Origin of the sequence: Rhizobium glycinendophyticum (assembly GCF_006443685.1) — a bacterium.
GTDB classification, from domain to species: Bacteria; Pseudomonadota; Alphaproteobacteria; order Rhizobiales; family Rhizobiaceae; genus Allorhizobium; species Allorhizobium glycinendophyticum.
Genome location: NZ_VFYP01000001.1, coordinates 1,267,368 through 1,291,792, shown reverse-complemented (window position 1 = coordinate 1,291,792; position 24,425 = coordinate 1,267,368). Strand labels below are relative to the sequence as shown.

Below are 24,425 nucleotides of genomic sequence, written 5' to 3'. Positions count from 1 at the left end.
GGGTGTCAGGTTAGGGCTTCATTCCGGGAAAGACCATGGTTGCCGTGAGGCCGGGATAATCGGCATGGTCGCGGGTGTTGGAGAGAACCAGCCGCCCGCCATGCAGCGCCATGATCGCCTCGACCAGCGAAAGACCAAGCCCCGTACCGGGTTTGGAGCGGCTCTTGTCCAGCCGCACGAAGCGTTTTACGACCTCGTCGCGCTTATCCGCCGGCACGCCCGGCCCTTCATCGGCGATCGCGATCTCGACGCCTTCCGACGAGCGGGAGACGCGGACACGGACTGTCGAGCCGGCTTCCCCCTGGCTGCCATACTTGATCGCATTGTCGATGAGGTTGGTCAGCGCCTGGCCGACCAGTTCTCGATTGCCCCGAACCGATAGCCCTGGTGCGATCTCGCAAATCATCGTCTGGCCCGCCTCCTCGGCCACCGGCTCGTAAAGCTCGGCGCTGTCAGCGGCAATGGCTGAGATGTCGATGTCGGTGAGTTCGGCGGCAATCGATCCGGCCTCGACGCGGGAGATCATCAAAAGCGCATTGAACGTGCGGATCAGCTGGTCGGATTCGGCGATGATGGTTTCGAGCGCTGCCCGCCTTGCTGCGCCATCATCCTCTTCCAGCGCATCGGCCGCCTTGTTGCGCAGCCGTGTCAGCGGCGTCTTCAGGTCATGGGCGATGTTGTCGGAAACCTGGCGCAATCCTTCGTTCAGTTGCTCGATCCGCCCCAGCATGCCGTTCAGTGAAGACGACAACCGGTCGAATTCGTCGCCGGAGCCGGAAACGGGCAGACGTTGAGACAGGTCGCCGGCCATGATCTTCTGGCTCGCGGCCGAGACCCGGTCGATGCGCTTCAAGGCGTTCCGGCCGATGGCAAACCAGATGACCACGGCTCCTATGCCCATGATCAGCAGCGCCACCATCAGAGCCTGGCGCACCAGCAGCCGCAACTGCGTCGGCTCGCCGAGATCCCTGCCGACCATCAGGCGGAAGCCGTTGTCGAGGAAGAAGACATGGGCGGTGGCCAGGTGTCGCTTGACCTTGCCCGTGTCGCTGTAACGCTCGTAGCGGAATGGGAATTCCGTCCAGCCTTCCTCGTCGAAGACGCCGGGCTGCACGGAGGCGACATTGCCGGCAAGGATTTCCCCGTTCGGCCCGGCAATCACGTAGAGATTTGCGCCCGGCTGGCGGGCCCGGCGTTCCATCGTGCGCAAGAGCTGGTTGATGCCGCCGCGCTCGAAGGCGCGCTGGATTTCCTGGACCTCCTGGCTCAGCGCCTCGCGCGTTTGGTTGTTCAGGATGCGCTCGGAAAGCCCCGTGACGTAGAAGACGAGAAAGGCGGCGCAGAGCGCAAACAGGACGATATAGAGCGCCGAAAGGCGCACCGCCGTCGACCGTAGCACGACGCCCAGCCTGGACCTTGCCGGCTTGCGCCCCATGTCAGCCTTCGTCCTTGATCATGTAGCCGGCACCGCGCACGGTCTTCAGAAGCGGCCGGTCGAAATCCTTCTCGATCTTCGAGCGCAGCCGCGAGACATGCACGTCGATGACATTGGTCTGCGGGTCGAAGTGATAGTCCCAGACGTTTTCGAGCAGCATGGTGCGGGTCACCACCTGGCCAGCATTCTTCATCAGATATTCCAGCAGTCGGAATTCGCGCGGCTGCAGCAGGATCTCCTTGCCGGCACGCTTCACGTCGTGGGAGAGCCGGTCGAGTTCCAGGTCGCCGACGCGGTAGACCATGTCCTGTTCCGGCTTGCCCTTGCGGCGGCCGAGCACTTCAACGCGGGCGAGCAGTTCAGAAAAGGCGTAGGGCTTCGGCAAGTAGTCGTCGCCCCCTGCCCGCAGTCCCGTGACGCGGTCGTCGACCTGGCCGAGCGCCGATAGGATCAAAACCGGTGTCTCGACACCGCGCTTGCGCAGTTCGCTGATGACCGAGAGCCCGTCGCGGCGCGGCAGCATGCGGTCGACCACCATCACGTCATAGGTGTTTTCCGAGCCCATGAAGAGGCCGCTTTCGCCGTCGCTCGCATGATCGGCGACAATGCCGGCCTCGCGAAAGGCCTTGGTCATGTAGGCTGCGGCTTCGAGGTCGTCTTCGATGACAAGTATTTTCATGCGGGCGACATTAGCGTCGGTGTTTGCCACCGTATAGCCGGTTTCACCGCCGGACGACTGTCCTTGTTCCACGATCCCCATGCTTCGTCCTTTCCCTGATGGTGGCGGCTGGACCGCCGGACACGAAAAAGGGCGCCGCCGGTCCAAGACCGCCGGCGCCCTCGTTCATTGCAGCATCAACCCTGGTTGATCGGCAAGGCCACGAAGCGGCTACCGGCTTCCGATTCCACCTGGAACAGCGCCCGGGTGCGGCCGTCCTTCTTGGCCTGATCGATCACCTTCTGAACGTCGGCGACCGAGGAAACTTCCTGGTTGTTGACCGAGGTGATGGTCTCGCCGGACTTCAGGCCCTTGTCGGCGGCATCGCTGTCGGGATCGACATCGACAATCGCCAGGCCCTTGCCGCCGTCAGCGGGGCGAACGGAGAGGCCGAGGCTCGACAGTTCCTGCTCGGCTTCCGGAGCGGGCGCCGCGTTGTTCTCCGTTTCGGCGCTGGCCGACTGGTCGGCCGGCAGTTCGCCGAGCTTCACCTTCACTTCGGTTGCCTTGCCGTCACGCCACAGCGACACATCGACGGTGGTATCCGGGGCAAAGGCTGCGATGCGGCGGGCGAGATCACGCGGATCCTTGACCGGATCGCCATTGACGGCGGTCACGACGTCACCCTGCTTGATGCCGGCCTTTTCACCCGGAGAGCCCGCCTGCGGAGCAACCACGAGGGCGCCACTGTCTTCGGCCAGGCCGAGGCTGTCAGCGATGTCCTTGGTCACCGGCTGGATCTGCACTCCGAGCCAGCCACGCGACACCGTGCCGGTGTCCTTGAGCTTGGCGATGACGTCCTTGGCGACCGAGGCGGGGATGGCAAAGGCAATACCCACATTGCCGCCCGAGGGGGAGAAGATCGCGGTGTTGATGCCGACGACTTCGCCGTTCAGGTTGAAGCCAGGGCCGCCCGAGTTGCCGCGGTTCACCGCCGCGTCGATCTGCAGGTAATCGTCATAGGGGCCGGAGCCGATATTGCGGCCGCGAGCCGAGATGATACCGGCGGTCACCGTGCCACCGAGGCCGAAGGGGTTGCCGACGGCAACGACCCAGTCACCGACGCGAACCTTCGAGTCGTCGGCAAACTGCACATAGGTGAACTTGACCTTGGGCTCGTCGACCTTCAGCAGCGCGAGATCCGTGCGGCTGTCCTTGCCGACCAGCTTGGCGTCATATTCCTTGCCGTCGTTCAGCACGACCGTGAAGGCTGCGCCATCGTCGACAACGTGATTGTTGGTGACGATGTAGCCGTCTTCGGAGATGAAGAAGCCGGAGCCCTGGGCGGTCGGGCGCAGACGGCCGGGACCATGGTCACCGTGCGGCGGACGGCCGGGACGGCCTTCTTCCGGACCGGCGCCGGGGCCGCCGAACTCACGGAAGAAGCGCTTCAGCGGATGATCGTCCGGCAGTTCGTCGAAACCGCGACCGCCGAAATTGAAGGAGAAATTGCTCTCATCGTTGGAGGCCGGCTGCACATTCGACTGGACGCGGACGGAAACGACGGCAGGAAGCACGGCCTGGACCACATCACCGAAGCTCGGCACCTGCGGCGCGTTGACCTCGACCGGGGCGGCGATAGCCGGGACGGCGGCGAAGGGCGCTGCACTCACCAGCATCAGGCCAGCAAGACCGGCAGCGGTTGAATTCTTGAGGATCGACTTGAGGGAGCGACCGTTATTCTCAGACATGGGATCTACCTTCATCTGTTCTTCTGACTGGAGCCACCGGACTGTCCGGTGGTTGGAAGCGGTGGATGAGGAGAGATATAGAACCCGTCACGTTACGGCGAACTGTACGGAGCATGAATTGTTGGTAATCTTTGGGATAAGCCAAGACGAGCAGAGGCGGCGGATCCAAGTCCAGGCCAAGATGGAAGCGACCAGCGCTTCAAAGAGCAGCGGACCGTCTACAACGATGCAGAATTAGCTTCATTTGCGGCAGAAAACGGCATCAATCTGCGATGCGCTCCTTGAGAACACCCGCCAGAGCAGGAGCGCCAAAACCCACATCACATGCCACCCGATGACCACGTCCGAGAGGAAGTGCGCGCCAAAGACGACCCGGTTGAACGAGAAGGCTGCGGCAAGCACTCCTATGGCTGCGAGGTAGATCTTTGCGTATCGTGGCGCGACGAAAACCACGAGTGTCAGCAGTGCAAAGGCACTCGCCGCCTCGCCTGAAATGAATGAGGAGTTGCGCAGGCATTGATCGCTGATTTCCCAGGGCGGCGTGAAGACCGCATTGCCACCGAAGCCCTCAAGCGCCCTCGGGCGGGCTCGCCCGACCAACGCCTTGATCGCCTCGACGCCCAATCCAGGGCCGATGGCGAAGAACGTGATGACGAAAAGCAACTTGTGCGGTGGAGCAAGGCGCCTCAGATGTCCCATGAAGCCATTGGCGATCAGCAACGCCGTGGCCGTGCCGATCAATATCCAGGGCAATAACCTGTTGATGTCACGGAAAGCGATGAGGAGCGGGTTTTTCCCCGTGTCAAAACCATTCTGCTCGTCCCAGAAAAACCGGCTTGTCATCAGATCAAGTTCCGGCACGGCCGCAAAGACTATGGAGACAAAGCCGAGAAGAATAAGCGCGGCTGGAAGGAAATCGCGCGCCTTTTCTTCCGCCCCATGCGAAACGGGTTTTTCGAAGTTGTTTACGTTGGCGAGTTGCATCACAAGTTCCTCGGTGAGAAACATGTTTTTGCGCCGGAATGCCAAGATTTGGCGGAGAGCCGGAGAAGGGCCTGTCGGAAGCCGTGAGCCTGATCATGATTTCATCACTCGTGCTTGTGGTCGAGGATGACCCGGAGATCGCACTCCTGCTGGAAAGATACCTGGCGAGGTCCGGTTACCGAGCTGTGAGAGCATCGACCGGCCAGACCGCGCTCGCCCATCTGCAGATGTTGCGACCGGATCTGGTGCTCCTCGATGTCGGTCTGCCGGATATCGACGGCTTCGATCTCTTGGCGAAAATCAGGCGCGATTCGCCAGTCCCGGTCATCTTCGTGTCTGCGATGGATGACGACACGGACAAGCTGCTGGGTCTCAAGCTTGGTGCCGATGACTATGTCACCAAACCGTTCAACCCTCAGGAGGTCGTCGCGCGTGTGGGTGCCGTGCTCAAGCGCACAAGAGGGATCGCAGGCAGTGAGGTGATCCGTCACGACCAGATCGAAGTTCACCTCGATTCACACATCGCGATGACTTCAACGGAGAGCGGCCGGCTCGAACTGTCGCTGACGGCCACGGAATTCCGTCTGCTTGTCTGCTTCGTCCGTTCTCCCTTCAAAACGTTTCAGAGAGCGTTCCTGCTGGATGCCTGCATGCCCGAAAGCGAGGCTCTCGATCGCACCGTCGATACGCATATTGCCAATCTGAGGCGAAAACTAACGGATTGCGGCCAGAGCGGCTACATCACCACGGTCCGCGGGATAGGCTACCGCTTCGCGAGATCGACGGATGTCTAAACGGCCTTCCCTCTTTATACTGGCCGCAGCGCTGGTGTCTTTCACGCAGATCATCACGATTGCGCTGCTCTTCCTTTCAGTCGATTGGTATATCGACCACGCCGAACTTTCTGCGATAGAGAGCCTTCCGCCCGACGCCAGATCGGCTTGGACAAGCCTCAACAAGGGTGAGGTTCCTGAGACGAAAGCCCTAACAGCCCTGGTTGCACTCTATCCGCAACTGGAGGAGCAGACGGAGGGAGCACCGGTTGTCGGCGTACTGGGGTTCGGCTTCGCCCTGATCGTATTCACGAGCGTCATAGGGGTGGTTCTGGCCTACAGAATTGTAGCACCTCTGACCAGACTGACTGCAGCCGCAGAACAGATCCGACAGGGTGATTTTCGGGTAGAGGTGGAGCCGGGCGCGACGAAAGAGGTCGAAGCGCTTGCAACGACGTTCAACCGATTAGCGAGCGAACTGCTCCAGTTGGAAACCCGTTTGAAGTTCAATTCCAGAGCGGTCGCGCATGAACTGCGCACGCCGCTGACCGTCTTGCAGGGCAATCTGCAGGCGATGGCAGATGGGGTGCTCGAGGTGAGCGAGGAGCGCGTGCGGGCGCTGCTCCTGCAAGCGCAAAGCATGTCGGGGGTCGTAGACCAGCTCAACACGCTGTCGATGGCGGGCACCGCCAATTTTATCACGGCAACCACGTCTACCGATCTGGCGCTGCATGTTTCTGATACGCTGAGCCTGTTTCAGGCGTCTGCGGGAAGCGCAATCGACTGCCGAATGGACCTGTCACCCGCGCCGGCCAACATCGATCCTCCCCGTTTCCGCCAGGCTCTTCTCGCTCTCCTGGAAAACGCGCGCCGATATGCGGGGGACTTTGGACCTATAGAGGTTCGCACCGGAGTGGACGAAGCCGGTCGGTCCTTCATTTCCGTCACCGACCACGGCCCCCGATTGCCGTCGGATGTAGCCCATTCTTCGTTCGACATGTTCTGGCGAAGCGAAGCGCCGAACGGCCGCGACCTCGGCGGATCTGGCCTCGGGCTCACGGTCGTGAAAGCCATTGCCGAAGGGCACAAGGCGCGCTTTCAAGTGGGAAATCGCGCCGAGGCGGGAGCTTATGCCACCATTCTCTTCGAGGCACAGGAGGAACATGGGCTCACACGCTCCCCCCAGCCGATCGACGGCCACTCCGGTTCGAAACCCGTCTGATCACTCCCCGTCGAGCAGCTTACCGAGCCGGGCTTCCTCTTCCGCCGAAAGTTTTACCGACGGCTGCACCGCGCGCCTGCGCGCCGCAACAAAGGCCACAAGCAGCCCGACCAACACCAGCGCCGCCGGTGCGCCCCATAGCGCCAGCGTCTTCACACTCAGCCGCGGCTTCAGCAGCACGAATTCGCCGTAACGCGACACCACATAGTCAATCACCTGTTCATCCGTATCGCCACCTACCAGCCGCTCGCGCACCACGACGCGCAGATCGCGCGCCAATTCGGCATTGCTGTCGTCGATCGACTGGTTCTGGCAAACCATGCAGCGCAGTTCCGCCGAGATTGTCCGCGCCCGATGTTCGAGCACCGGATCCGCCAGTACCTCGTCAGGGTTGACGGCGAAGGCGTGGATGGGGGTGAGCAGGAGGACGAGCGTGAGGAACGCGGCCCTAAGTCCCCCTCTGGCCTGCCGGCCATCTCCCCCACAAGGGGGGAGAAGACCCGTGGAAGCCACGCGTCTCGCCGTCGAAACCAGCACGCGCCGCAGAAGCCCCTCCCCCTTGTGGGGAGGGGTTGGGGAGGGGTTCTTGCCCACGCTCATTCCGCCGCCTCCAGCGGAGCCTTCGCCGCAACCTTCGCCCGCTTCGGCGCGCCAACTCTCAATCTCCGATCCGACAGAGAGACAATCCCGCCCGCCATCATGACCAGCGTGCCGTACCAGATGCAGAGAATCCACGGCTTCCACCAGATGCGCACCACGATACCGCCGTCTGCCATGGGATCACCCAGCGAGACATAGAGCTGGCTGAAACCGAAAGTGACGATGCCGGCTTCCGTCGTCGGCATGCGCCGTGCCGGATAAAGCCGCTTCGACGACCAGACATCGGCCACAGCAACCCCCGCCTTGCGGATGGTGAAATGGCCCTGGTCCTCGGTGTAATTAGGGCCCTTACCCGCCCGCATGCCGTCGAAGGTCAGTACATAGCCCCCGGCTTCCGCCGTCATGCCGGGTTTCATTTCGACGACATGTTCGGTCTGGAAGGTCGAGACCGCGACGATGCCGATCACGGTAACGCCGAGGCCGAAATGGGCGAGCGCCGTGCCGAAGGCCGAGCGCGGCAGACCCTTCAGGCGGCTCCAAGCAGTGCCGAGCGGGTGTTTTCCGAAACCGGCGCGGGTCCAGAGATCGGCGAGCGCACCGCCGATGACGAAGAAACCGAGCGCCAGGCCAAAGACCGCCATGACCGGCCCGCCATGCTGCGAATACCAGAGGCCGAGACCGAGCACGAGCGAGAGCGCCGCCGCCACGTAGAGCCGCTGCAGGGCCGCGAGCAGGTCTCCGCGTTTCCAGGCGAGGAAAGGCCCGAAAGGCACGGCCAAGAGCAGTGGTACCATCAACAGGCCGAAGGTGAGGTTGAAGAAAGGCGGGCCAACGGAAATCTTCTCGCCCGTCAGCGTTTCCAAGAGCAGCGGATAGAGCGTGCCGATCAGCACGGTCGCCGTCGAAACGGTCAGGATCAGGTTGTTCAGCACCAGCGCGCCTTCGCGCGAGATCGGCTGGAACAGCCCGCCGGATTTGAGGCTCGGGGCGCGCAGCGCAAAGAGCGAGAAGGCGCCGCCGATGAAGATCACGAGTATGCCGAGAATGAAGATGCCGCGAGTCGGGTCCGTGGCGAAGGCATGGACCGACGTCAGCACGCCGGAGCGCACCAGGAAGGTGCCGAGCAGCGACAGCGAGAAGGCGATGATCGCAAGCAACACCGTCCAGATCTTCAACGCGTCGCGCTTTTCCATGACGAGCGCGGAATGCAGAAGCGCGGTCCCGGCCAGCCAGGGCATGAAGGAGGCGTTTTCGACCGGGTCCCAGAACCACCAGCCACCCCAGCCGAGTTCGTAATAGGCCCAATAGGAGCCCATCGAAATGCCGGCCGTCAGGAACACCCAGGCAGCGAGCGTCCAGGGCCTCACCCAGCGCGCCCAGGCCGCATCGATGCGTCCGTCGATCAGGGCGGCGATGGCGAAGGAGAAACAGACGGAAAAGCCGACATAACCGAGATAGAGCAGCGGCGGATGGATCGCGAGGCCGACATCCTGCAGAACCGGGTTCAGGTCCTGCCCCTCGGCCGGGATCGGCGACAGGCGGATGAAGGGATTCGAGGTCAAGAGGATGAACAGCGTAAAGGCGGTGGTGATCCAGGCCTGAACGGCCAACACATTCGCCTTCAGCCGGTCCGGCAGATTGGCGCCGAACAGCGCCACCATGGTCGAAAACAGCGTCAGGATCAGCACCCAGAGCATCATCGAGCCCTCGTGGTTCCCCCAGACGCCGGAGATCTTGTAGATCATCGGTTTCAGCGAATGCGAATTCTCGAAGACGTTCTTCACCGAAAAATCGGAGACGACATAACCCCAGGTCAGAACGCCGAAGGAGAAGGCGACGAGCAGGAACATGGCATAGGTGCCCGTCGTCGCGACGCCCATCATTGCTGCATCGCCGCGCCTCACCCCGATCACCGGCAGGATCGACACGACGAGGCTGGTCGCCAGCGCCAGCACCAAAGAATAATGGCCGAGTTCGATGATCATTGGACCACTTCCTTGCCGCCGAGCTGAACCCCTTGCGCCCTCAGGCGGTCGGCCACGTCCTTCGGCATATAGGTTTCGTCATGCTTGGCCAGCACCGTATCGGCCACGAACATGCGGTCGCCGTCGCGGAACACACCCTCGGCCACCACGCCCTGCCCTTCGCGGAAGAGGTCGGGCAGAATGCCGGTATAGGTGACCGGCACCTCGCCGATCGTATCGGTGACGGTAAAGGTCACCCTCGAGCCCTCGCCGCGCTTGACGGTGCCGGTCTCCACCAGGCCGCCGAGGCGGATGCGGGTCCCCGGCTTCACCTCGGTCTTCTGCAGGTCGCCCGGCACGTAAAAATAAGCAATCGACTGCCCGAAGGCGAACATCACCAGAAGCACGGCAGCGACGATGAAACTCATGCCGCCGGCGATCACGGCCAGTCTCTTTTGTTTGCGGGTCATGGGTTCACCTCCTCGACATCCAGGCCGAGTTCGCGGGCCATGGCCACGAGCTGCTGGCCCTCGGCACCGTCAGCCGGAAAAGCCTTCAACCCGTCCTTGAGGGCGGCCTCGGCCCGCGCCTTGTCCTTCAGCATGGCATAAGAGCGGACCAGCCGCATCCAGCCCTCGAAATTGTGGGGATCGGCCTTCAGCTTCTGGTCGAGGCTTTCGACCATGCCCCGGATCATCTGACTGCGGTCGCCCTCCGACATGTCCTGTGCTGCGGCGATATCGGCCGAGGTCGGATTGCCGGGTGCTGCCGGGTTGGCCTGTGCGGCGGGCGTAGCCGGTGCGGCCTCCGGAGCCGCAGGCGCGTTCGCCAGCGGCATGCCTGCGCTGTTGGTGGCAATGTGACGGTTGATCAGCTCCATCCACGGCGCATTGGCCGGCGAAGCGGCCGCGATTTCCTGGAAGGCCGCGAGCGCTTCGGCCTTGCGGCCACCCTGCTCCAGCGCCAGCGCCAGATAATAATCGGCGCGGGGATTGTTCGGCTGCATCTTGCGCGCCGCCTCGAAGGCCTTGGCCGCATCTTCAGTGACAATGCCGTCATTACGCGTCACCAGCGTCTCGCCCAGCCCGTTCAGCCGCTCCGGATCGGCGCCCAGGAGACGGATCGCATTGCGGAAGGCGAGTTCGGCATCGTCGAGACGACCGACGCGGAAGTAGACCGGCGCGAGCACGTTCCAGCCATTGCCGTCATCCGGATTGTCGGCCAGATGGCGCTCGACCTTGGCGATCAGCAGATTGACATCGTCGCCCGGATTCTCGATCCGGGCAGCGAGCGGGGCATCCGGCGTGCCGGGGCTGCCGATCTCAAGATAACCGGCAAGCCCGATCAGCGGAAGACAGAGCAGGATGAAAGCCTGCGACAGCCCATAGCGGCCGCTGCGGCGTGGTTTCTCATCGGAGGCGCCCGTCACGTCCGAACCGGCCTCGTCCACTCCGTGCTCGAAGGAGGTCCGTCCAGCGACCGCCAGCAAGCGCCTGCCGATTTCGGCGCGCGCATAATCGGCCTCTTCGGCCGATATCAACCCGCCCGCCTTGTCGCGCTCGAGTTCGCGCAACTGGTCACGATAGACGGCGGCTTCCCCTTCGTCATAACGCGTGGCGCGGGCCGAGGCCCGCAACAGGGGAGACAACAAAAGGACGGCAGCGGCGACCGTCAGCAGGGCGGAGAAGATCCAGAACAACATGAAACTCAATTACGGCAAGGGCGGGTGCATTCCAACTGGCAAACGGTCCATGACGCAAAGTTGAGGCGTTTGGCCGCAAACCCGATTAGCCCCTCAAACCACGCCTATCCTTGACCCAAGTCAAGTGGGTGAGCCGTGCGGCACGCCCGTGTTGGGAGAACGGTGTGACGGAGGTCGTCAGCCGGTTGGGGGCGGCTGTCATGTCATGGATTCCGTTCAGGTTCATTGAAACCGCGCATCGCCGCTGGTTAGCTGAGCGGCGTCCAGGTACCATTGGCATTGCGGCAGGCGGCACCGCGTGCCTCGAGCGTGCGATTGCCGCTCACCACCTTGTGGGTGAACTGGCGACAATTTTGCTTGCCCACCTGATAGGGAGCCGCAGCGATCACTTCGCCTCGAACATCACCACCAGCCCAGGTCACTGGCTGGCCGCCCGGTGCGGCTTCAAGCGCGCGATATTCCGCTTCCAGCGCCCTCTGGGTCTCACTGTTGGAGAGCTTCACGCCCGTGCGAGACACGATGCCTCCCTGCAAGGCACTGATATAGACGGCGGAACCCGCCTTGACCGAACCGGCCGATCCGCCGCCCGTCGTGGTGCAGCCCGCCAGCGCGAGCGCCCCCAGAGCGGCGAGTGCCAAAGTTCCAAAGCGCGTTTTACCCATCAGAGATGCCCAAGTCCGACGCAGATTTCATGCGACCTGATACGATGGGTGGCGCCGGCGTGTCCCCGGTCGGCCCCGCCTTGGCAGGTCGTTTTATACAACTATGTAATTCCACAGGAAAATCAATCACGCAGTGTCTTTCGTCACAGCCGGTAAGATCAACTGTGCGCGAAGACCGCCAAGGCTTGCCCGCGACAGACCAAAGGTCCCCTGATATTCGCCTGATATCTCCTTGACGATCGAGAGACCCAGCCCCGTTCCCGGTCGGCTTTCGTCCAGCCTGCGCCCGCGTTTCAAGGCTTCGCCGATCTGGTCGGGGGCCAGCCCCGGTCCGTCGTCCTCCACCACGATCTCCACCCAACTGCGCCGTCCATCCGCCGTCGTATCATCCTCACGGACAACAGGTACGGCGCGGGTGACGATCCGGGAGCGGGCGAATCGCGATGCGTTTTCCAGGAGATTGCCGACCACTTCCTCGACGTCCTGCTGCTCCATGGCAAAGGTCAGGTCCGGCGCCACCTCAAGTTCGAAATTCACCGTATCGTTCAGTTTGCGCATGACGCGCACCAGGCGCTCGAGAACTGGCTGCGCCTCGGTGCGCGCCAGCACGCTGTCACGTTGGGCGGCAATGCGGGCGCGGTTCAGATAGGACGTCACCTGCGCCTGCATGGCTTCCGCCTGGCTCACCACGACCTCGGCATGGCCCTTTTCGAGCGTGCGTGCTTCGTTGAGAAGCACGGCAATCGGGGTCTTCAGCGAATGGGCGAGATTGCCGACCTGCATGCGGGCGCGTTCGACGATGCGTCGATTGCTGTCGATCAGCGCATTGATCTCGTTGGCGAGCGGCATGATTTCGCGGGGAAAATCCCCCTCGATCCGCTCCGCCTCGCCGCGCCGAATCCGCTCCAGCCCGCGCCGCGCGCGGTCCACCGGTTTCAGACCATAGACGATCGCCAGACCGTTGACGATCAGGCCACCGATGCCGACGACGGCGAGCGCAATGTTCAGGCGGCTGGCGAAGAAGGAGATCTCCTCCTCGATGACGGCCAGATTGCCGGAGACGCGAAAGCGCGCTGCCCGCCCCTGGTCGTCGAGCACGACTTCCGTCTCGGCCACGCGGATGCGATTGCCGACGTCGTCCGTCATCTCGTAATAGCGCTCGTAATTCTCGTCGAAGGGGGTCTTCTCCACATCCGGTACGGGGAGATTGGCAACTCCGAGCGAAGCGGATGCCAGCGGCGCGGTCGCAAAATTGCCAAGCGGCTCGACCAGCCAGTACCAGCCCGTCTCGGGCTGCGAGAACCTGAGATCGCCGAGTGCTGGCGAACCGGCCAGGCTGTCGCCGTCGCCGATCGAGACCGAATTGACCACATTGTAAAGCTGCGCTCTGAGCAGATTGTTGAAGCCGCGTTCGACGCCCTGGCGATAGAGAGCGGAAATCGCCACCGCGATCGTCACCAGACCGAGCGCCGACCAGATGGTGGCGAGCAGCAGGACGCGCGCGGTGAGCGAGCGGGGCTTCATTTCGAAGGCGCTTGGATGCGGTAGCCGAGGCCGCGCACGGTCTCGATCATGTCGACGCCGATCTTCTTGCGCAGCCGCCCGACAAAGACCTCGATCGTGTTGGAATCCCGGTCGAAATCCTGGTCATAGAGATGCTCGACCAGTTCCGTGCGCGACACCACCTCGCCCATGTGATGCATGAGATAGGACAGCAGCCGGTATTCGTGCGAGGTGAGCTTCAGCGCCACGCCATCAACGAGTGCCTTGGAGCTCTTGGTGTCGAGCCGCACCGGACCGCAGACGATTTCGGAGGACGCATGGCCGGCTGCACGGCGGATCAAGGCACGGATGCGCGCGAGCACTTCCTCGACATGGAAAGGCTTGGTCACATAGTCGTCCGCACCGGCATCGATGCCCGCTACCTTATCCGACCAGCGGTCACGCGCCGTCAGGATCAGCACGGGCATCACCCGTTGTTCCGCACGCCATTTCTCCAGCACGGTAATGCCGTCCATTTCCGGCAGGCCGATATCGAGGATGACAGCGTCATAGGGCTCAGTCTCGCCGAGAAAATGCCCTTCCTCGCCGTCGAAGGCCTTGTCAACGACATAGCCGGCCTCTTGCAAGGCCTCAACGAGCTGGCGATTGAGATTGACATCGTCTTCGACGACGAGAATGCGCATGAAATTCCCCTAGGCTGAAGCAGACGGCAATTCGGCTGGCTTTGATATCACTGGGCGACGCGCATCGTCACCTTGCGGGGACGCTCGGAGCCATTGCCCGGCACAAGCACGACAATCACGCATTCACCGCCCGATTCGCGCACCGAAAGCAACTGGCCGCCCAGTTCGGCCACGGCCCTTGCTGCCGCCGCCCGGCAATCCGCCGCCATGGCATCGCCGTGCAGGACCGGCAGGACGAACACGCCCAGCGCCAGCGCCAGCCCGCTCAACTTCCTTCCGCCGATTTTCATCAAAGATGCCATTGCCACTTCTTCTGTATGGACGCCCACGCTTCGCAAATTATGTACCCCAAGCCTTCTGAATGGCAAATGAATGCTTGGACATGGGAGCGATGCAGAGGATGGGGAGCCAGGGTCAGTCCCCCTCCTCGCCCAGCACATCATGCGCTTGCGACGCCCGAGTAAGTCGCCGGATTCGCCGCCTTGCTCGATGCCGCTTCTAACGGGCTGTTCCAGCTGTCGGGTGGGTTGCCGTCGTCCAGCATGGCTCGGAACACATGATAGGCGTCTGTCCGCGCACCATAGCGGCGCAACGTGTCGGAATCGTTCACCCATGCAAAGACGATGACCCTGGCGGCAGAACTGTAGCGAAAGAAGAGCCGAAACCGCCCGTTGCCGAACTTCGCCCGAAACCAGTGCTTGCGCTCGGGCCTAACTATTCCGCCCTGACGGAAACCTGTCGCGGCCGGGTCCGCCGGAATGGTCTCGAAGATGAGCTTCTGCAGTGCCGCCAAAAGCTTGGCATTGGCGCTCGATCGAAAGGTCTCAGGCTTCTTGAGCGCCTCACGCTCGACCGCCGCTGTCAAGCGCTCCAACTGATCGAGAAACAGAGGATGCGCCCGGATGATCCAGCCGTTGACCGTCTCCATCGTTCAGAGTTCGACCTTGCCTTCGATCGGGGCATCGAGATCGATGTCAATGTCGCTGGTCAGCGCCGCCATCCGCGCGCGCAAGGCGGGCGGAATTTCTGCAATGGCCTGCTCCGGCCGGGCCGCCATATCCTTGGCCAGGACGTCGAGAAATCCGTCCAGAACGGGATCATCTTCATCCGCGTCGTCACGCTCGACATAGACGCGGTTCTGCGCATCCAGGCTGAAGGCAATCCGCCCGCCATAACCGACGCCCAGGGCGTCACGGATCGACTTGGGAACCGTCGTCTGGCCCTTGTCGGTGATGGTGCTGACTTTGCGCAAAATCGGGTTCATGACGGCCACTCCTCGCCGGAGGATAATGTAATGCGCAATCCTTACTTCGTTAAGGACTCCGGCTGAAGCCCTTCCTTCAACTGGTCCGGCGTCGGCACGTGTAGCTGAACAGGCCCAAAACACATCTTATCGCGTCTTCCGCGTCTTAGTCAGCTCATGGGTTTGGTCGGGGTAACCTTCAACCACCAACCCCCTTCGTCGCCGACAGCCGCCCATAGAGCGCCAGCAGCCCCCCCAGCGTGCCGGCAAGCGTCGTCAGTGCATCCGCCAGTTCCGCCTCCTCGGCGCTGCCAAGGTCGAAGCCGGCATGGCGCAGAAGCGGCGAGCCGATCGCGATGAGCGCGCCCCAGACGGTTTTCGACTGATACCAGGGTTTCATCTCGAGCATGGTTTTCTCCTTCAGTTTAAGGGTCACAAGTGTTCATCGAACGGGAATGATCGCTTCGAGGGGAAGGCCTGCCGCCAATCGTCCAAGCTGGCGAATGCGGAGCAGCAGGCTCGCTTGCGCTGCCCCGAAATCGGCAAACTCGTCACCGGCCGCATAGGTCAGCCGCGGCACCGTCACTTCCACACTCCGGCGCACCACCGCCCCGTCGAGGATCTCGACGCGGTAGCGCTCAGTCTCTTCGTCGAGCGGAATGTCGCCCTCGCTCCAGTTGTCGGCATCGGTCCGGCCGCGCCGGATCCAGCTTAGCGCCACATCGCCGGCTGCGGTCCTCCGCGCCTTCGGATGCACCGGAGCGAGCGGCGTTTCCGCACGCAAGCCTCCGCCAAAAACATGCGGGCCGGAGAGATCCGTCACGAGCCCCATCGGCTCCAGGATCCAGTTCTGCGGCGTTCCGCGTTCCGCCGTCGCCAGCCCCAGCGGCTTCACCGCCGCATCCAGCAGCACGACATCCGCACCTGCCTCGGCACCGGCCACCAAGGCATCTTCGGTCCCGCTAAGGCCGCGCAACAGACCTGTCAGCCGGAAGCGACCCGCAGCGATTTCCTCGGCATCGGTAAAGCCCAACACCTCCCACACGCCGGACACCGCCCGCACCGCGATGCGATTGGCGCCCGAAAACACCGCCGTCCGGCTCGCCGAAGACAGGGCGCCCGACAGCAGATCCACCAACAGAGGATTGGCCCGGTCGAACCGCCCGCTGACACCCGCCGCCAGCGGCTCCACCAGCGCCCCCAGGGTCGCCGGCCGATCGAGCGTCAGGCGAAGCCGATAGCCCTCGACCTCCGGCGAGCTCGACGCCGCAAGCCTCACCCAGGGTTTCGCATAAGCCGCCACAGCCGCATCGCCGCTCATCGCGGTCGCGTCCACATGCGGCAGGTCGAGAAAAACCACTGTGGGGTCAAAACCCGCCGCCCCGGGATTGTCGCCCGCCCGCCCCGGCTCGACCACGGCCACTTCGGAAGACACCTTTCCGGCAAAGGCGCGCAAGGTCAGCCGCCGTTCGAACCCCTCGTCGATCTCGCTCACCAGAAAGCGCCCGGCCGGCCCTTCCGAGAGCCGCAGCACGTCGCCCGGCTGCACCGCGATTTCGCCCGGCCCCAGCGCCAGTTGCAGCGTGCGCCGTGCCAGCCGGTTGTCGCGCAACCAGCCTTCGGCGGCGGCCAGCGCCGTCTCCTCGGCGATGACAGCCGGCAGGTCGCGCACCAATTGCCGCTCGGTTGCCGCCTCGACCTTGCGCGAGCGGACGCTCGCCTCGGCATAATCGGCCGCCGGATCGTAGAAGGTCACCAAGGCTTCCGAGGCGAATTCGCTGTCATGTCCACGTGTCTCGCTCCACAGCGGCTGCCCTTCCAGATCTGCCAGCACGGAGATCTCCCGCGCCGGCAGGCTGGCATTGGCCCTTGTGCGAAAACGCAAGACGCCGTCATCCTCGACCACGTCGATCTGGAACAGTTCCACCAGCGGCTCGATCAGGTCGCGCGCCGAGGTCAGGTCCCCCTTCACGTAACCGCCGAGATCGCCCGCCACCTGCGACACGTCGAAATCGACAAAGCCATGATCGGTGAGGATCGCTGCGATCGCATCGGCCAGCGTGGCCGTGCCCAACCGCCCATTCAGCCAGTGTCCTGTGCGCCAGTTGCGCCCATCGGCCCAAAGCCCCGTCTCCTGCGGAAAGGCCGGGTAAGGCCGCGCATCCCAGCTCCACACAAAGATTTTTTGCGGATCGACCAACCCCTCCGGCCTCTCTTCCTCCGCCCAATGGGAAAGATGCGTCTCGAGAAACCGCCGCTGCTGGCTGTCGGATCGCGCGCCGCTGGAAAAATGCGGCCGCCCGCTTTCCGCCGATTTGGCGTCGACGAAGACGTTCGGCTGGTTTGCCCCGCGATCGACCGCCCCGCAGCCAAGCTCGATAAACCAGAACGGCTTCATGCGCGGTGTCCAGGCCGTCGGCGCCGCCTGCTCTATCCCACCGATCCGGTTGAAATGCCGGTTGCCCCACCAGCTTTCCAGATCCTTGAACCTGTAGATCCAGGGCTTGCCATAGGCGCCGTCGGTGATCGGCGTGCGGTTGCGCGCCTGCCGGTCGGCCTCATTGGCATAATACCAGTCAAACCCCTCGCCCGCCGTCAGCATCCGGGCAAAACCCGTGGCATCATCGGCACCGGAAAACCCATCCGGGCTCACCGCCTCCAGATCCTCGTCGCGCCAGTCGGCAAGCGGCATGTAATTGTCGATGCCCACACCCGAGACATGCGGGCTCGCCCAGAGCGGATCGAGATGGAAGAACAGATCACCCGAGCCATCGGCCGGCTGATGGCCGAAATATTCGCTCCAGTCGGCACCGTAGGAGATCGCCGTGGAGGCACCCAGGACGCCGCGTACCTCGCCCGCCAGCGACACCAGCGCCTCGACGAAGGGAAAGGCGTTCGCCTCGTCGCGCAGCGTCGTCAGCCCCTTGAGCTCCGACCCGAGCAGAAACCCGTCCACCCCGCCCGCCTCTTGTGCAAGGCCCGCATAATGCCGGATGAACCGACGGTAACCGTCGCTACGGGTCACAAATGTCGAAACCTGCGCCCGCGCTGCCGCCGTCTTGTCGGCGCTCACGGGATGAACCGTAATCCGCCCGCGCCAGGGATAAGCGGCCTGCTCCGCCCCGCCATAGGGGTCGGGCAAGCCGTTTCCGCTGACGATGTCCATCAGCACAAAGGGATAAAGCGTCACCTTCAGTCCGCGCGCCTTCAGATCGCGGATCGCCTCGATCACGCTCCGGTCATCCGGCGATCCGCCATAGGCCGGCCCGCCCTCGTGCCGGCTCACCAGATGAGCCTCACTGCGCGAGAGTCCCGCCACGCGCCACGCCCGGCTCTCCTGCCGCCGCGTCGAAACCTCCACGCCCGGCAGCACCCGGCATTCCCCGGCGCGCAGATCGGTGCCGAACCAGGCCACCACCAGCGCCACCTCTTCGAGATTGGGGCAGAGCGCCTGCAATTCGTCGATCGAGGCCTGCCAATCGCTCGAGGCCACCAGCGTGTTGCGGTTCAGCCAGCGCTTTTCGCCGGATTTCGGCGCATCCGACACGCGCGTCACCGCATAACCATGCTCGGTCGCACCGGGAATGACCGCCACCGCCCGGATCGCGTCCTCCAATCGCCCGACCGGCCGGATCACCTCGAACTGCAACAGCGGAATGCGATTGCCGAAATCGTCGAGCGGCAGGCGCTCGAACACGACATAAGCGAGCCCGCGATAGGCCGGTGCCTTGTCCGCCCCTTGCTTGGCCGCAATCAACGGATCGACCGGCTGGCTCCGCGTGCCGCGATAGACCCGCATCTCGATCTCGGTCAGGTCCAGCTCGCGCCCATCGGCCCAGACACGCCGCACGCCCGCGATCGGCCCTTCGCAGAGCCCGAGCGCCAGATTGGCGTAATACTGATAGGTCGTGGTCCGCGTCCCGCCGCTCGACTTGCCGCCGCTGCGCTCGGTCACCGCCTCTTCCTCGAAGCGCGTCGCCCAGATCAGCGTGCCGCCCAGCCGCGCCGTGCCATAGAGCCTCGGGATCGCCGTGCCCTCGCTCGCACCCGCCAGCCGTGCCGAAGACAGCCGCGCCCCGGTCACCGAGCTCGTGCCGCCGATCAGGCTCCGGTCGATCATCCCGCCGACGGCCGCCCCCGCCGCTCTGCCCAAAATGGCACCGACTGGCCCGAAGACCGAACCAAGGGCGGCACCTGCCGCCTGCAACAGGATCGTCGCCATCAGAACACCCTTTCCGGAAACCGATAGATGCCGGCAATCCTGCGCCGCCACCCCGGCACCAGAGCCGAGCAGGTCACCGCCGATTGCTCATAGGCATGAATGAAGGCATCCGGGACAGTGTCCCCCGCCCTCGCCCCGTCGACCGTCATCCGTGCCAAGATCCCCGCATGTTTGGCGGCCGTCCCCGGCCGAAAGCGAAACAGCACCAGATCGCCCGGCCGGCTCGCCTCGAAGGACGCAACGGCCGAAAAATGCCGCTCGGCCGCGTGGAGCAAGCGCTCCTCTCCCGACCGCTCCGCCCAGTCAGGCGCATAGGCCGGCACATCCTCCGGCTCTTCTCCATAAAGCTCCCGCCAGATCCCGCGTACGAGGCCCAGGCAATCGCACCCCACCCCTCTCGTCGCCCCCTGATGCCGATAGGGCGTGCCGATCCAAGTCTCGGCAATGCCGAGCACGCTTGTGTTGACGGACATGGGAGGCTCCAGGAGTGATGATGGTTTGTTGCGGCCGTTGTTTGACGGTGGAGCTAGATCGGCCAGCCCCGCCGCCGCAGCCCAGTCTGCCCACTCGTGGGGAGATGTCGGCGCAGCCGACAGAGGGGGTGCCGCAAACGCCCAACGCAAAGTCCCTCATCCGCCCTTCGGGCACCTTCTCCCCGCAATCGGGGAGAAGGAGAGGTGCGCCGGCGCCTCGCCCCCTTGATGGGGGATGAGCGGCAAACCTGAGACCTTACGCCCGGCTCACCAACCGGTAGCTCGCCTGCTGGTCCGGAGCGATCAGGCCCTTGGTCATGTTGCGATAGATGCCATACTTGAAATAGACCGAGCTCGCATCGGCCGGCACCAGTGACAGTCCGCCTGCCTTCACCACCGTCTTGCCGTTGACCACGGCCGTCACCGCCCCGTTGGTCGGGTGCCAGGTGAAGGTATAGCGGAAGGTGTTCCACACGCCCTTCGTGATGACGACCGGATAATCGACGAAACTGTCACTGTCGTGGTTGTTGAGGCAGATCAAAAACTCACCGTTCTCATAGCGATTGTAGACGCTGTCATAGACACCGTTATGCCACTGGCCGAGCGTCTGCTTCGGGCTGAATTCGGCATAGTCGGTCGGGATCTTCAGGTGGAAAGCATAGGTGTGGGTCGAGCCGACAGCATCTTCCGTCGTCACCCGCGCCTCACAACGCTCGCGAAAGTTCAAGGCATCGCTGCCGTCCGGGCCGTTCCAATAGTCACCGGCCTTGACCAGAAAGGTCTCGACGCCTCCCGCCCTGGTATAGCGGCTCGTATCGACCGCCTGGACATAATAGGAATAACCGTTTCCATCGGGGCAAATGATCTTCATGGGAATAACCTTTCACTGTGTTGTCTGAGGGGGATTGGCAAAGGGTTGGGGCGGAGGTGGGGCAAGACAGGAAAGTCCCTCGTCGGAGCTTGGTCCACAGGCGCCGGGAGGCCGTAACGTCTCCTACTGGGAGCATTTTCCTCTTCGCCATGGGGAAAGGGCGACTGCGTTCAGCGGCTTGCTCCCTTCTCCCCGTTCACGGGAGAAGGTCCAGCAGGGGGATGAGAGGCAAGCGCAGGAAGGCAGCAGACGATGGAAGAGCCCAACGGCCCCTCACTCATACAGCACCCCTCCGTCATGGGTGCTTGCGCCACTCACATAGGAATAGGCAAAATCGCTTCCCGGCATATGCGGAAAGCCCTGGAAATTCCGCTGGTTGGTGAACCTTGTTCGACAGGTGGCAAAACTCTTGTCGCAGCCGACTGTCAGGGTCACGGGATCACTGACCTCGGGCGATACCTCCAGCGGCAGCCAAAGCCTCACCTCGACAAAGCCCTCCACCGCCGTCCCGCTCTCCTCGATCGCCAGCCGCCGTCCGGCAAGCGGTCCGCCTTCGAAACGCAAATGCCCGAGCCGGAAATGCCCTTCGGCAAGTCCGTCCAGTCCGCCCAACCGCAGCCGGTCCGCCGCCATCACGTCGGCGACCACAGCGGTCCGCCGCCGCCCGCCCACACTCATGTCGACTCCGCATCTGGCGTCCCCGAGATCCGCATCGCAGCGCCTGTTGTAGATCCGACCCTGCGGCTGCTGCAGCCGGTGCGCGATGCTGCGCAACTCGGCCGAAAACGCCGGTCCCGCCCTTTGCACTTCGCCGATTTCCTGCACCGAAAGCAGACCATGCTGCTCTTCCGGCTGCTGCCAGTTGACCAGAAACAGCTCGACGCGCGCGCCATCATAGCGCCCGGCGGCGAGATCGCCTTCCGTGATCGCCTCGCTCGAAAAGCCGCCCTTGATCTCGGCTGCCGGTGCGGCCAGTCCACTTGCCGCATTCGCCTCGCTCGCAGCAAAACCGCTAGCCGGCTCGAAGCGTGTACCAGAGAACTCCAGCATCTGGTCGTGTTCGGTAAATCCGAGCACCACCCCATCTGCCCGGGTCACCCGCCAGGCGCGGCACAGCGTCATCTCGCCGGTTGCAATATGCGTGGCAAGGTCTTCGGCAAAGGCTCTCATGGGATTACCTCGATCAGCGGAATGGAAGGAATGCGCCCGGCCCTGAAGGCGTCGAGATTGATCTCGATCCGGTCCGTGTCGAACCGGACAGGCACGTCATACTCAAAGCCCGCCCGGATCTCGGACCCAGCATCCGGCACATGCCCTTCCTCGAAGGTGACGATCCCGGACGTCGCATCCACGGCAAAGCCCGTCATCCGTTCGACCCCGTCGACCGCAATGCGCAGCGTGCCCGCCACCGGTTTCACCACCGGCCGCCGCTCCACCGCCGCCCCGTCGCCATAGGCTTTCACCAGCGGAAACGCTGTCGTCACCCCGTCACCCGTCCCGATCCACTGGTCGAGCGACGTCACACCCTCGTCCGGCCGGGCGGACGAAAAATCCACCGGATCGCGAAAGCGGAACGCGTGCAATTGTCCGCCGCGCGCCTCGAAGAATTCGAGCACCGCATAGAGATCCGCCACCGAGCGCAAAGCCGAGCCGACATCATAGCGGCGTCTGGAAAACCGCCAGCGCCGATTGCGCGCCTCGCGGCCATTGGACAGCGACACAATATCCGTCTGCCGCCCCGGCCCGCCGCTTGATGTCAGCGACAGCCGCAGCGGAAACCGTTGTTCATGAAAGGCCATGGATGCCTCCACTGAATTGGTGTTTGAAGATTGCGGCGCGGGCTGCTTCGCCCCCGGCCTGGCGCGAGCACGTTGCGTGCAGCGACAATGTCCCGTTCAAAAGGTCCCGTCAGAGACGTCCGCGGCCACCAGCCCACAGTCCGCCCTCCTTATGGGGGAGATGTCGGCGCAGCCGACAGAGGGGATGCCTCATCTTCGACACCGACATCTTGCCGGCCCGACATTCCCAGGCCTGCAAACCCGCCCCTTTGAAAGAGCACCCGCCTACTCCCTACTCTCTATTTGCTATTCGCTATTCGCTATTCGCCACTACTACGCGCCGCTGCCCCGCCACTCACATCCCCCGCCGCCCGCGCCCGACCGAGCGCGCCAACATCGCCGTGATCTGCCCTTCGCTTCTGGCAAAACTCGCCGCATCCGTCGCCGTCACCTGAAAATGGATCACCGTGCCCCCGCCGGCACCGTCTGCCGCCACGCCGAGCGCCCCGTCAGCGCCGCGCTTCAGCGGCAGAATGGCTTCGGCGCCCGCCTCGCCCATCAGACCGGTCCCGCCCCCCATCCGAAAATAGGTGGGCGATGCGACCACGCCGCCATCGGCAAACGGCATCACCCTTCCTGGCACCCCGCCCTCGGCAAAGGCGCTGACACCTGCGCCAAGACCCGCCCCAAGACCCGATCCCAGACTGCCGATCACCCCGCCCACCGCTTGGCCCAGCAGGTTTTCAAGCGGCTTCAGACCCGCCGAAAGCGCAATATCGGCGAGCCGCAACCCGACTGCCCGCAACACCTCCTCGAGCCCCTTGCTCCCCGTCACGGCGCCCGCCAAGGCCGAGCTCAGCGCCCGCCCGAAGCGGGCCGACCGTGCCTCGAGATCGTCGAGCACGGCGAGCGCCGCAGTCCCATCGAGATCGACGGATAGTGCCAGAGTCTCGTCGTCGGTCATGGGGTTCTCCTTCTGATTATTTTGGGTTTGGTAAAACGCGCGACTGCGACACCTACCTCACGGGGAGATTGCCACCACGCGTCAATCTGTACATATTTGCGTACATTCCGCTTGCGAGAGCCCCAATGCCCCATTCCGACTGACCGAGTTCCGCCAGAACATCGCGACCCATTTCGACAATGTCATCGCGTCGCGTGCGCCCCTCCTCGTCACCCGTCAGGGCTCGGAGGCCTTGGTCGTGATGGCCGAGGGCGAATATGAAAGCCTGCAGGAAACGCTGCATCTTCTGTCGACGCCGGCAAATGCCGAGCGATTGCGGGAGAGCCTGGATCAGCTCGGCAAAGGTGAGTTGATCAAAACGGATCCGACCCTCTAACATGAACCTGCCCTGGACGGCACACGCCTGGGCAGACTACGAATACTGGCAAGCGTCCGACCCGGCCATGGTCGAAACGATCAAAGCGCTGATCAGGGACACGAAGCGATCCCCCTTGCAGGGCCTCGGCAAACCTGAACAGCTCAAGGGCGATCTCAGCGGGTTCTGGTCGCGGCGCATCTTAGGCGAACATCGGCTGGTCTATCGCGTCTCAGGCAAGCACGGCACACAGCAGATCGAAATCGTTCAATGCCGCTTTCATTATCAGAAATAGTGTAGATCGAGCCGGACAGCTGGTCCGCGCCTCCCTTCTACCCGGCCTTGGGGAGAAGGCCCCGGCAGGGGGATGAGGGGCATTCTGCAGCCCCCCTCAATCCGGAAACCTCAACATCATCCTATCCATTTCGCCCCGCGACATCCCTCCCGGCCGATCGAACCCGCCGGCCATGGCAACGAATTCCGGTAGGCTCAGCCGCCAGAACACCTCCGGTGACAGCCGCAGACGATGGAGCCCGAGCGTCATCGCCGTCTCCCAGGGAAACGGCTTCGGCACGTCGCCAC

Annotated in this window: 26 protein-coding genes; 4 read left to right on the top strand and 22 right to left on the bottom strand. The window is 63.5% G+C overall.

The genetic code is table 11. The features are described from left to right. Nucleotides 1-10: 10 nt before the first annotated feature. From FJQ55_RS06315 to FJQ55_RS06300, 4 genes are all read right to left on the bottom strand, one after another. Complete coding sequence (locus FJQ55_RS06315) at nt 11-1,435, bottom strand: sensor histidine kinase (protein ID WP_140826803.1); 1,425 nt, start codon at nt 1,433-1,435, stop codon at nt 11-13. A 1-nt stretch (nt 1,436) separates the two neighbouring features. After that, a complete protein-coding gene (locus FJQ55_RS06310) occupies nt 1,437-2,195 on the bottom strand; it encodes a response regulator transcription factor (protein ID WP_281285478.1) in 759 nt (252 codons plus the stop codon). 95 nt (nt 2,196-2,290) lie between these two features. Next, on the bottom strand, nt 2,291-3,844 hold the full coding sequence (locus tag FJQ55_RS06305) for a Do family serine endopeptidase (RefSeq protein WP_140826802.1): 1,554 nt from the start codon (nt 3,842-3,844) through the stop codon (nt 2,291-2,293). 240 nt (nt 3,845-4,084) lie between these two features. Beyond that, nucleotides 4,085-4,828: a phosphatase PAP2 family protein gene (locus FJQ55_RS06300; RefSeq protein WP_161596956.1), complete on the bottom strand. Its 744-nt coding sequence runs from the start codon at nt 4,826-4,828 to the stop codon at nt 4,085-4,087. A 95-nt stretch (nt 4,829-4,923) separates the two neighbouring features. Here FJQ55_RS06300 and FJQ55_RS06295 point away from each other — a divergent pair, with 95 nt between their 5' ends. Beyond that, the gene (locus FJQ55_RS06295) at nt 4,924-5,622 is read left to right on the top strand and encodes a response regulator transcription factor (protein WP_140829142.1); all 699 of its coding nucleotides are present in this window, start codon (nt 4,924-4,926) and stop codon (nt 5,620-5,622) included. Then, nucleotides 5,615-6,823 (top strand): sensor histidine kinase, encoded by a 1,209-nt coding sequence (locus FJQ55_RS06290; RefSeq protein WP_140826800.1) that lies wholly within the window; start codon nt 5,615-5,617, stop codon nt 6,821-6,823. The genes FJQ55_RS06295 and FJQ55_RS06290 overlap by 8 nt, the downstream gene beginning before the upstream one ends. On the opposite strand, the gene FJQ55_RS06285 is transcribed toward FJQ55_RS06290, so the two are convergent. From FJQ55_RS06285 to FJQ55_RS06205, 17 genes are all read right to left on the bottom strand, one after another. Beyond that, nucleotides 6,824-7,246 carry a cytochrome c-type biogenesis protein gene (locus FJQ55_RS06285; protein ID WP_140829141.1) on the bottom strand — a complete coding sequence of 141 codons (423 nt, stop codon included), beginning with the start codon at nt 7,244-7,246 and terminating at the stop codon, nt 6,824-6,826. A 173-nt stretch (nt 7,247-7,419) separates the two neighbouring features. Continuing rightward, on the bottom strand, nt 7,420-9,408 hold the full coding sequence (locus FJQ55_RS06280) for a heme lyase CcmF/NrfE family subunit (protein ID WP_140826799.1): 1,989 nt from the start codon (nt 9,406-9,408) through the stop codon (nt 7,420-7,422). Then, nucleotides 9,405-9,857: a cytochrome c maturation protein CcmE gene (gene ccmE / locus FJQ55_RS06275; RefSeq protein WP_140826798.1), complete on the bottom strand. Its 453-nt coding sequence runs from the start codon at nt 9,855-9,857 to the stop codon at nt 9,405-9,407. The genes FJQ55_RS06280 and ccmE overlap by 4 nt, the downstream gene beginning before the upstream one ends. Next, entirely contained in the window at nt 9,854-11,089 is a 1,236-nt protein-coding gene (gene ccmI, locus FJQ55_RS06270) for a c-type cytochrome biogenesis protein CcmI (RefSeq protein ID WP_140826797.1), read from the bottom strand. The genes ccmE and ccmI overlap by 4 nt, the downstream gene beginning before the upstream one ends. Before the next feature lie 248 nt (nt 11,090-11,337). Further along, nucleotides 11,338-11,751 (bottom strand): hypothetical protein, encoded by a 414-nt coding sequence (locus FJQ55_RS06265; RefSeq protein WP_062275215.1) that lies wholly within the window; start codon nt 11,749-11,751, stop codon nt 11,338-11,340. 126 nt (nt 11,752-11,877) lie between these two features. After that, nucleotides 11,878-13,275, bottom strand: coding sequence for an ATP-binding protein (locus tag FJQ55_RS06260; RefSeq protein WP_140826796.1), 1,398 nt, complete (start codon nt 13,273-13,275; stop codon nt 11,878-11,880). Continuing rightward, nucleotides 13,272-13,937: a response regulator gene (locus FJQ55_RS06255; protein WP_140826795.1), complete on the bottom strand. Its 666-nt coding sequence runs from the start codon at nt 13,935-13,937 to the stop codon at nt 13,272-13,274. Before FJQ55_RS06255 ends, FJQ55_RS06260 begins: the two co-directional genes overlap by 4 nt. A 47-nt stretch (nt 13,938-13,984) precedes the next feature. Then, the gene (locus FJQ55_RS06250) at nt 13,985-14,239 is read right to left on the bottom strand and encodes a hypothetical protein (protein ID WP_140826794.1); all 255 of its coding nucleotides are present in this window, start codon (nt 14,237-14,239) and stop codon (nt 13,985-13,987) included. A gap of 137 nt (nt 14,240-14,376) precedes the next feature. Beyond that, entirely contained in the window at nt 14,377-14,865 is a 489-nt protein-coding gene (locus FJQ55_RS06245; protein ID WP_140826793.1) for a type II toxin-antitoxin system YhaV family toxin, read from the bottom strand. Nucleotides 14,866-14,868: 3 nt separating this feature from the next. Beyond that, on the bottom strand, nt 14,869-15,201 hold the full coding sequence (locus FJQ55_RS06240; protein ID WP_140826792.1) for a type II toxin-antitoxin system PrlF family antitoxin: 333 nt from the start codon (nt 15,199-15,201) through the stop codon (nt 14,869-14,871). 178 nt (nt 15,202-15,379) lie between these two features. Next, nucleotides 15,380-15,589, bottom strand: a complete 210-nt coding sequence (locus FJQ55_RS06235) for a hypothetical protein (protein WP_140826791.1) — start codon at nt 15,587-15,589, stop codon at nt 15,380-15,382. A gap of 33 nt (nt 15,590-15,622) precedes the next feature. Further along, nucleotides 15,623-19,402, bottom strand: a complete 3,780-nt coding sequence (locus FJQ55_RS06230) for a baseplate multidomain protein megatron (RefSeq protein ID WP_140826790.1) — start codon at nt 19,400-19,402, stop codon at nt 15,623-15,625. Then, nucleotides 19,402-19,875, bottom strand: coding sequence for an NlpC/P60 family protein (locus FJQ55_RS06225; RefSeq protein ID WP_140826789.1), 474 nt, complete (start codon nt 19,873-19,875; stop codon nt 19,402-19,404). The genes FJQ55_RS06230 and FJQ55_RS06225 overlap by 1 nt, the downstream gene beginning before the upstream one ends. A gap of 256 nt (nt 19,876-20,131) precedes the next feature. Then, the gene (locus tag FJQ55_RS06220) at nt 20,132-20,746 is read right to left on the bottom strand and encodes a heparin lyase I family protein (protein WP_140826788.1); all 615 of its coding nucleotides are present in this window, start codon (nt 20,744-20,746) and stop codon (nt 20,132-20,134) included. Between the two features lie 273 nt (nt 20,747-21,019). Beyond that, the gene (locus FJQ55_RS06215; RefSeq protein WP_140826787.1) at nt 21,020-21,916 is read right to left on the bottom strand and encodes a DUF2163 domain-containing protein; all 897 of its coding nucleotides are present in this window, start codon (nt 21,914-21,916) and stop codon (nt 21,020-21,022) included. Further along, the gene (locus FJQ55_RS06210) at nt 21,913-22,545 is read right to left on the bottom strand and encodes a DUF2460 domain-containing protein (RefSeq protein ID WP_140826786.1); all 633 of its coding nucleotides are present in this window, start codon (nt 22,543-22,545) and stop codon (nt 21,913-21,915) included. Before FJQ55_RS06210 ends, FJQ55_RS06215 begins: the two co-directional genes overlap by 4 nt. Nucleotides 22,546-22,879: 334 nt before the next feature. After that, nucleotides 22,880-23,488 carry a phage tail tape measure protein gene (locus FJQ55_RS06205; protein WP_140826785.1) on the bottom strand — a complete coding sequence of 203 codons (609 nt, stop codon included), beginning with the start codon at nt 23,486-23,488 and terminating at the stop codon, nt 22,880-22,882. Between the two features lie 43 nt (nt 23,489-23,531). On the opposite strand from FJQ55_RS06205, the gene FJQ55_RS06200 reads away from it, so the two are divergent. Next, on the top strand, nt 23,532-23,864 hold the full coding sequence (locus tag FJQ55_RS06200; RefSeq protein WP_425467528.1) for a type II toxin-antitoxin system Phd/YefM family antitoxin: 333 nt from the start codon (nt 23,532-23,534) through the stop codon (nt 23,862-23,864). 1 nt (nt 23,865) lies between these two features. After that, nucleotides 23,866-24,138 (top strand): Txe/YoeB family addiction module toxin, encoded by a 273-nt coding sequence (locus FJQ55_RS06195; protein ID WP_140826783.1) that lies wholly within the window; start codon nt 23,866-23,868, stop codon nt 24,136-24,138. Nucleotides 24,139-24,234: 96 nt separating this feature from the next. Here FJQ55_RS06195 and FJQ55_RS06190 read toward each other — a convergent pair whose 3' ends face one another. Beyond that, the gene (locus FJQ55_RS06190) at nt 24,235-24,417 is read right to left on the bottom strand and encodes a rcc01693 family protein (RefSeq protein ID WP_281285492.1); all 183 of its coding nucleotides are present in this window, start codon (nt 24,415-24,417) and stop codon (nt 24,235-24,237) included. Nucleotides 24,418-24,425: the final 8 nt, after the last annotated feature.

Excerpts from the sequence above, each read along its gene's own strand:
- FJQ55_RS06315 (WP_140826803.1), bottom strand. The coding sequence starts at position 1,435 with ATGGGGCGCAAGCCGGCAAGGTCCAGGCTGGGCGTCGTGCTACGGTCG.
- FJQ55_RS06310 (WP_281285478.1), bottom strand. The coding sequence starts at position 2,195 with ATGGGGATCGTGGAACAAGGACAGTCGTCCGGCGGTGAAACCGGCTAT.
- FJQ55_RS06305 (WP_140826802.1), bottom strand. The coding sequence starts at position 3,844 with ATGTCTGAGAATAACGGTCGCTCCCTCAAGTCGATCCTCAAGAATTCA.
- FJQ55_RS06300 (WP_161596956.1), bottom strand. The coding sequence starts at position 4,828 with ATGCAACTCGCCAACGTAAACAACTTCGAAAAACCCGTTTCGCATGGG.
- FJQ55_RS06295 (WP_140829142.1), top strand. The coding sequence starts at position 4,924 with ATGATTTCATCACTCGTGCTTGTGGTCGAGGATGACCCGGAGATCGCA.
- FJQ55_RS06290 (WP_140826800.1), top strand. The coding sequence starts at position 5,615 with ATGTCTAAACGGCCTTCCCTCTTTATACTGGCCGCAGCGCTGGTGTCT.
- FJQ55_RS06280 (WP_140826799.1), bottom strand. The coding sequence starts at position 9,408 with ATGATCATCGAACTCGGCCATTATTCTTTGGTGCTGGCGCTGGCGACC.
- ccmE (WP_140826798.1), bottom strand. The coding sequence starts at position 9,857 with ATGACCCGCAAACAAAAGAGACTGGCCGTGATCGCCGGCGGCATGAGT.
- ccmI (WP_140826797.1), bottom strand. The coding sequence starts at position 11,089 with ATGTTGTTCTGGATCTTCTCCGCCCTGCTGACGGTCGCCGCTGCCGTC.
- FJQ55_RS06265 (WP_062275215.1), bottom strand. The coding sequence starts at position 11,751 with ATGGGTAAAACGCGCTTTGGAACTTTGGCACTCGCCGCTCTGGGGGCG.
- FJQ55_RS06260 (WP_140826796.1), bottom strand. The coding sequence starts at position 13,275 with ATGAAGCCCCGCTCGCTCACCGCGCGCGTCCTGCTGCTCGCCACCATC.
- FJQ55_RS06255 (WP_140826795.1), bottom strand. The coding sequence starts at position 13,937 with ATGCGCATTCTCGTCGTCGAAGACGATGTCAATCTCAATCGCCAGCTC.
- FJQ55_RS06250 (WP_140826794.1), bottom strand. The coding sequence starts at position 14,239 with ATGGCATCTTTGATGAAAATCGGCGGAAGGAAGTTGAGCGGGCTGGCG.
- FJQ55_RS06245 (WP_140826793.1), bottom strand. The coding sequence starts at position 14,865 with ATGGAGACGGTCAACGGCTGGATCATCCGGGCGCATCCTCTGTTTCTC.
- FJQ55_RS06240 (WP_140826792.1), bottom strand. The coding sequence starts at position 15,201 with ATGAACCCGATTTTGCGCAAAGTCAGCACCATCACCGACAAGGGCCAG.
- FJQ55_RS06235 (WP_140826791.1), bottom strand. The coding sequence starts at position 15,589 with ATGCTCGAGATGAAACCCTGGTATCAGTCGAAAACCGTCTGGGGCGCG.
- FJQ55_RS06230 (WP_140826790.1), bottom strand. The coding sequence starts at position 19,402 with ATGGCGACGATCCTGTTGCAGGCGGCAGGTGCCGCCCTTGGTTCGGTC.
- FJQ55_RS06225 (WP_140826789.1), bottom strand. The coding sequence starts at position 19,875 with ATGTCCGTCAACACAAGCGTGCTCGGCATTGCCGAGACTTGGATCGGC.
- FJQ55_RS06220 (WP_140826788.1), bottom strand. The coding sequence starts at position 20,746 with ATGAAGATCATTTGCCCCGATGGAAACGGTTATTCCTATTATGTCCAG.
- FJQ55_RS06215 (WP_140826787.1), bottom strand. The coding sequence starts at position 21,916 with ATGAGAGCCTTTGCCGAAGACCTTGCCACGCATATTGCAACCGGCGAG.
- FJQ55_RS06210 (WP_140826786.1), bottom strand. The coding sequence starts at position 22,545 with ATGGCCTTTCATGAACAACGGTTTCCGCTGCGGCTGTCGCTGACATCA.
- FJQ55_RS06205 (WP_140826785.1), bottom strand. The coding sequence starts at position 23,488 with ATGACCGACGACGAGACTCTGGCACTATCCGTCGATCTCGATGGGACT.
- FJQ55_RS06195 (WP_140826783.1), top strand. The coding sequence starts at position 23,866 with ATGAACCTGCCCTGGACGGCACACGCCTGGGCAGACTACGAATACTGG.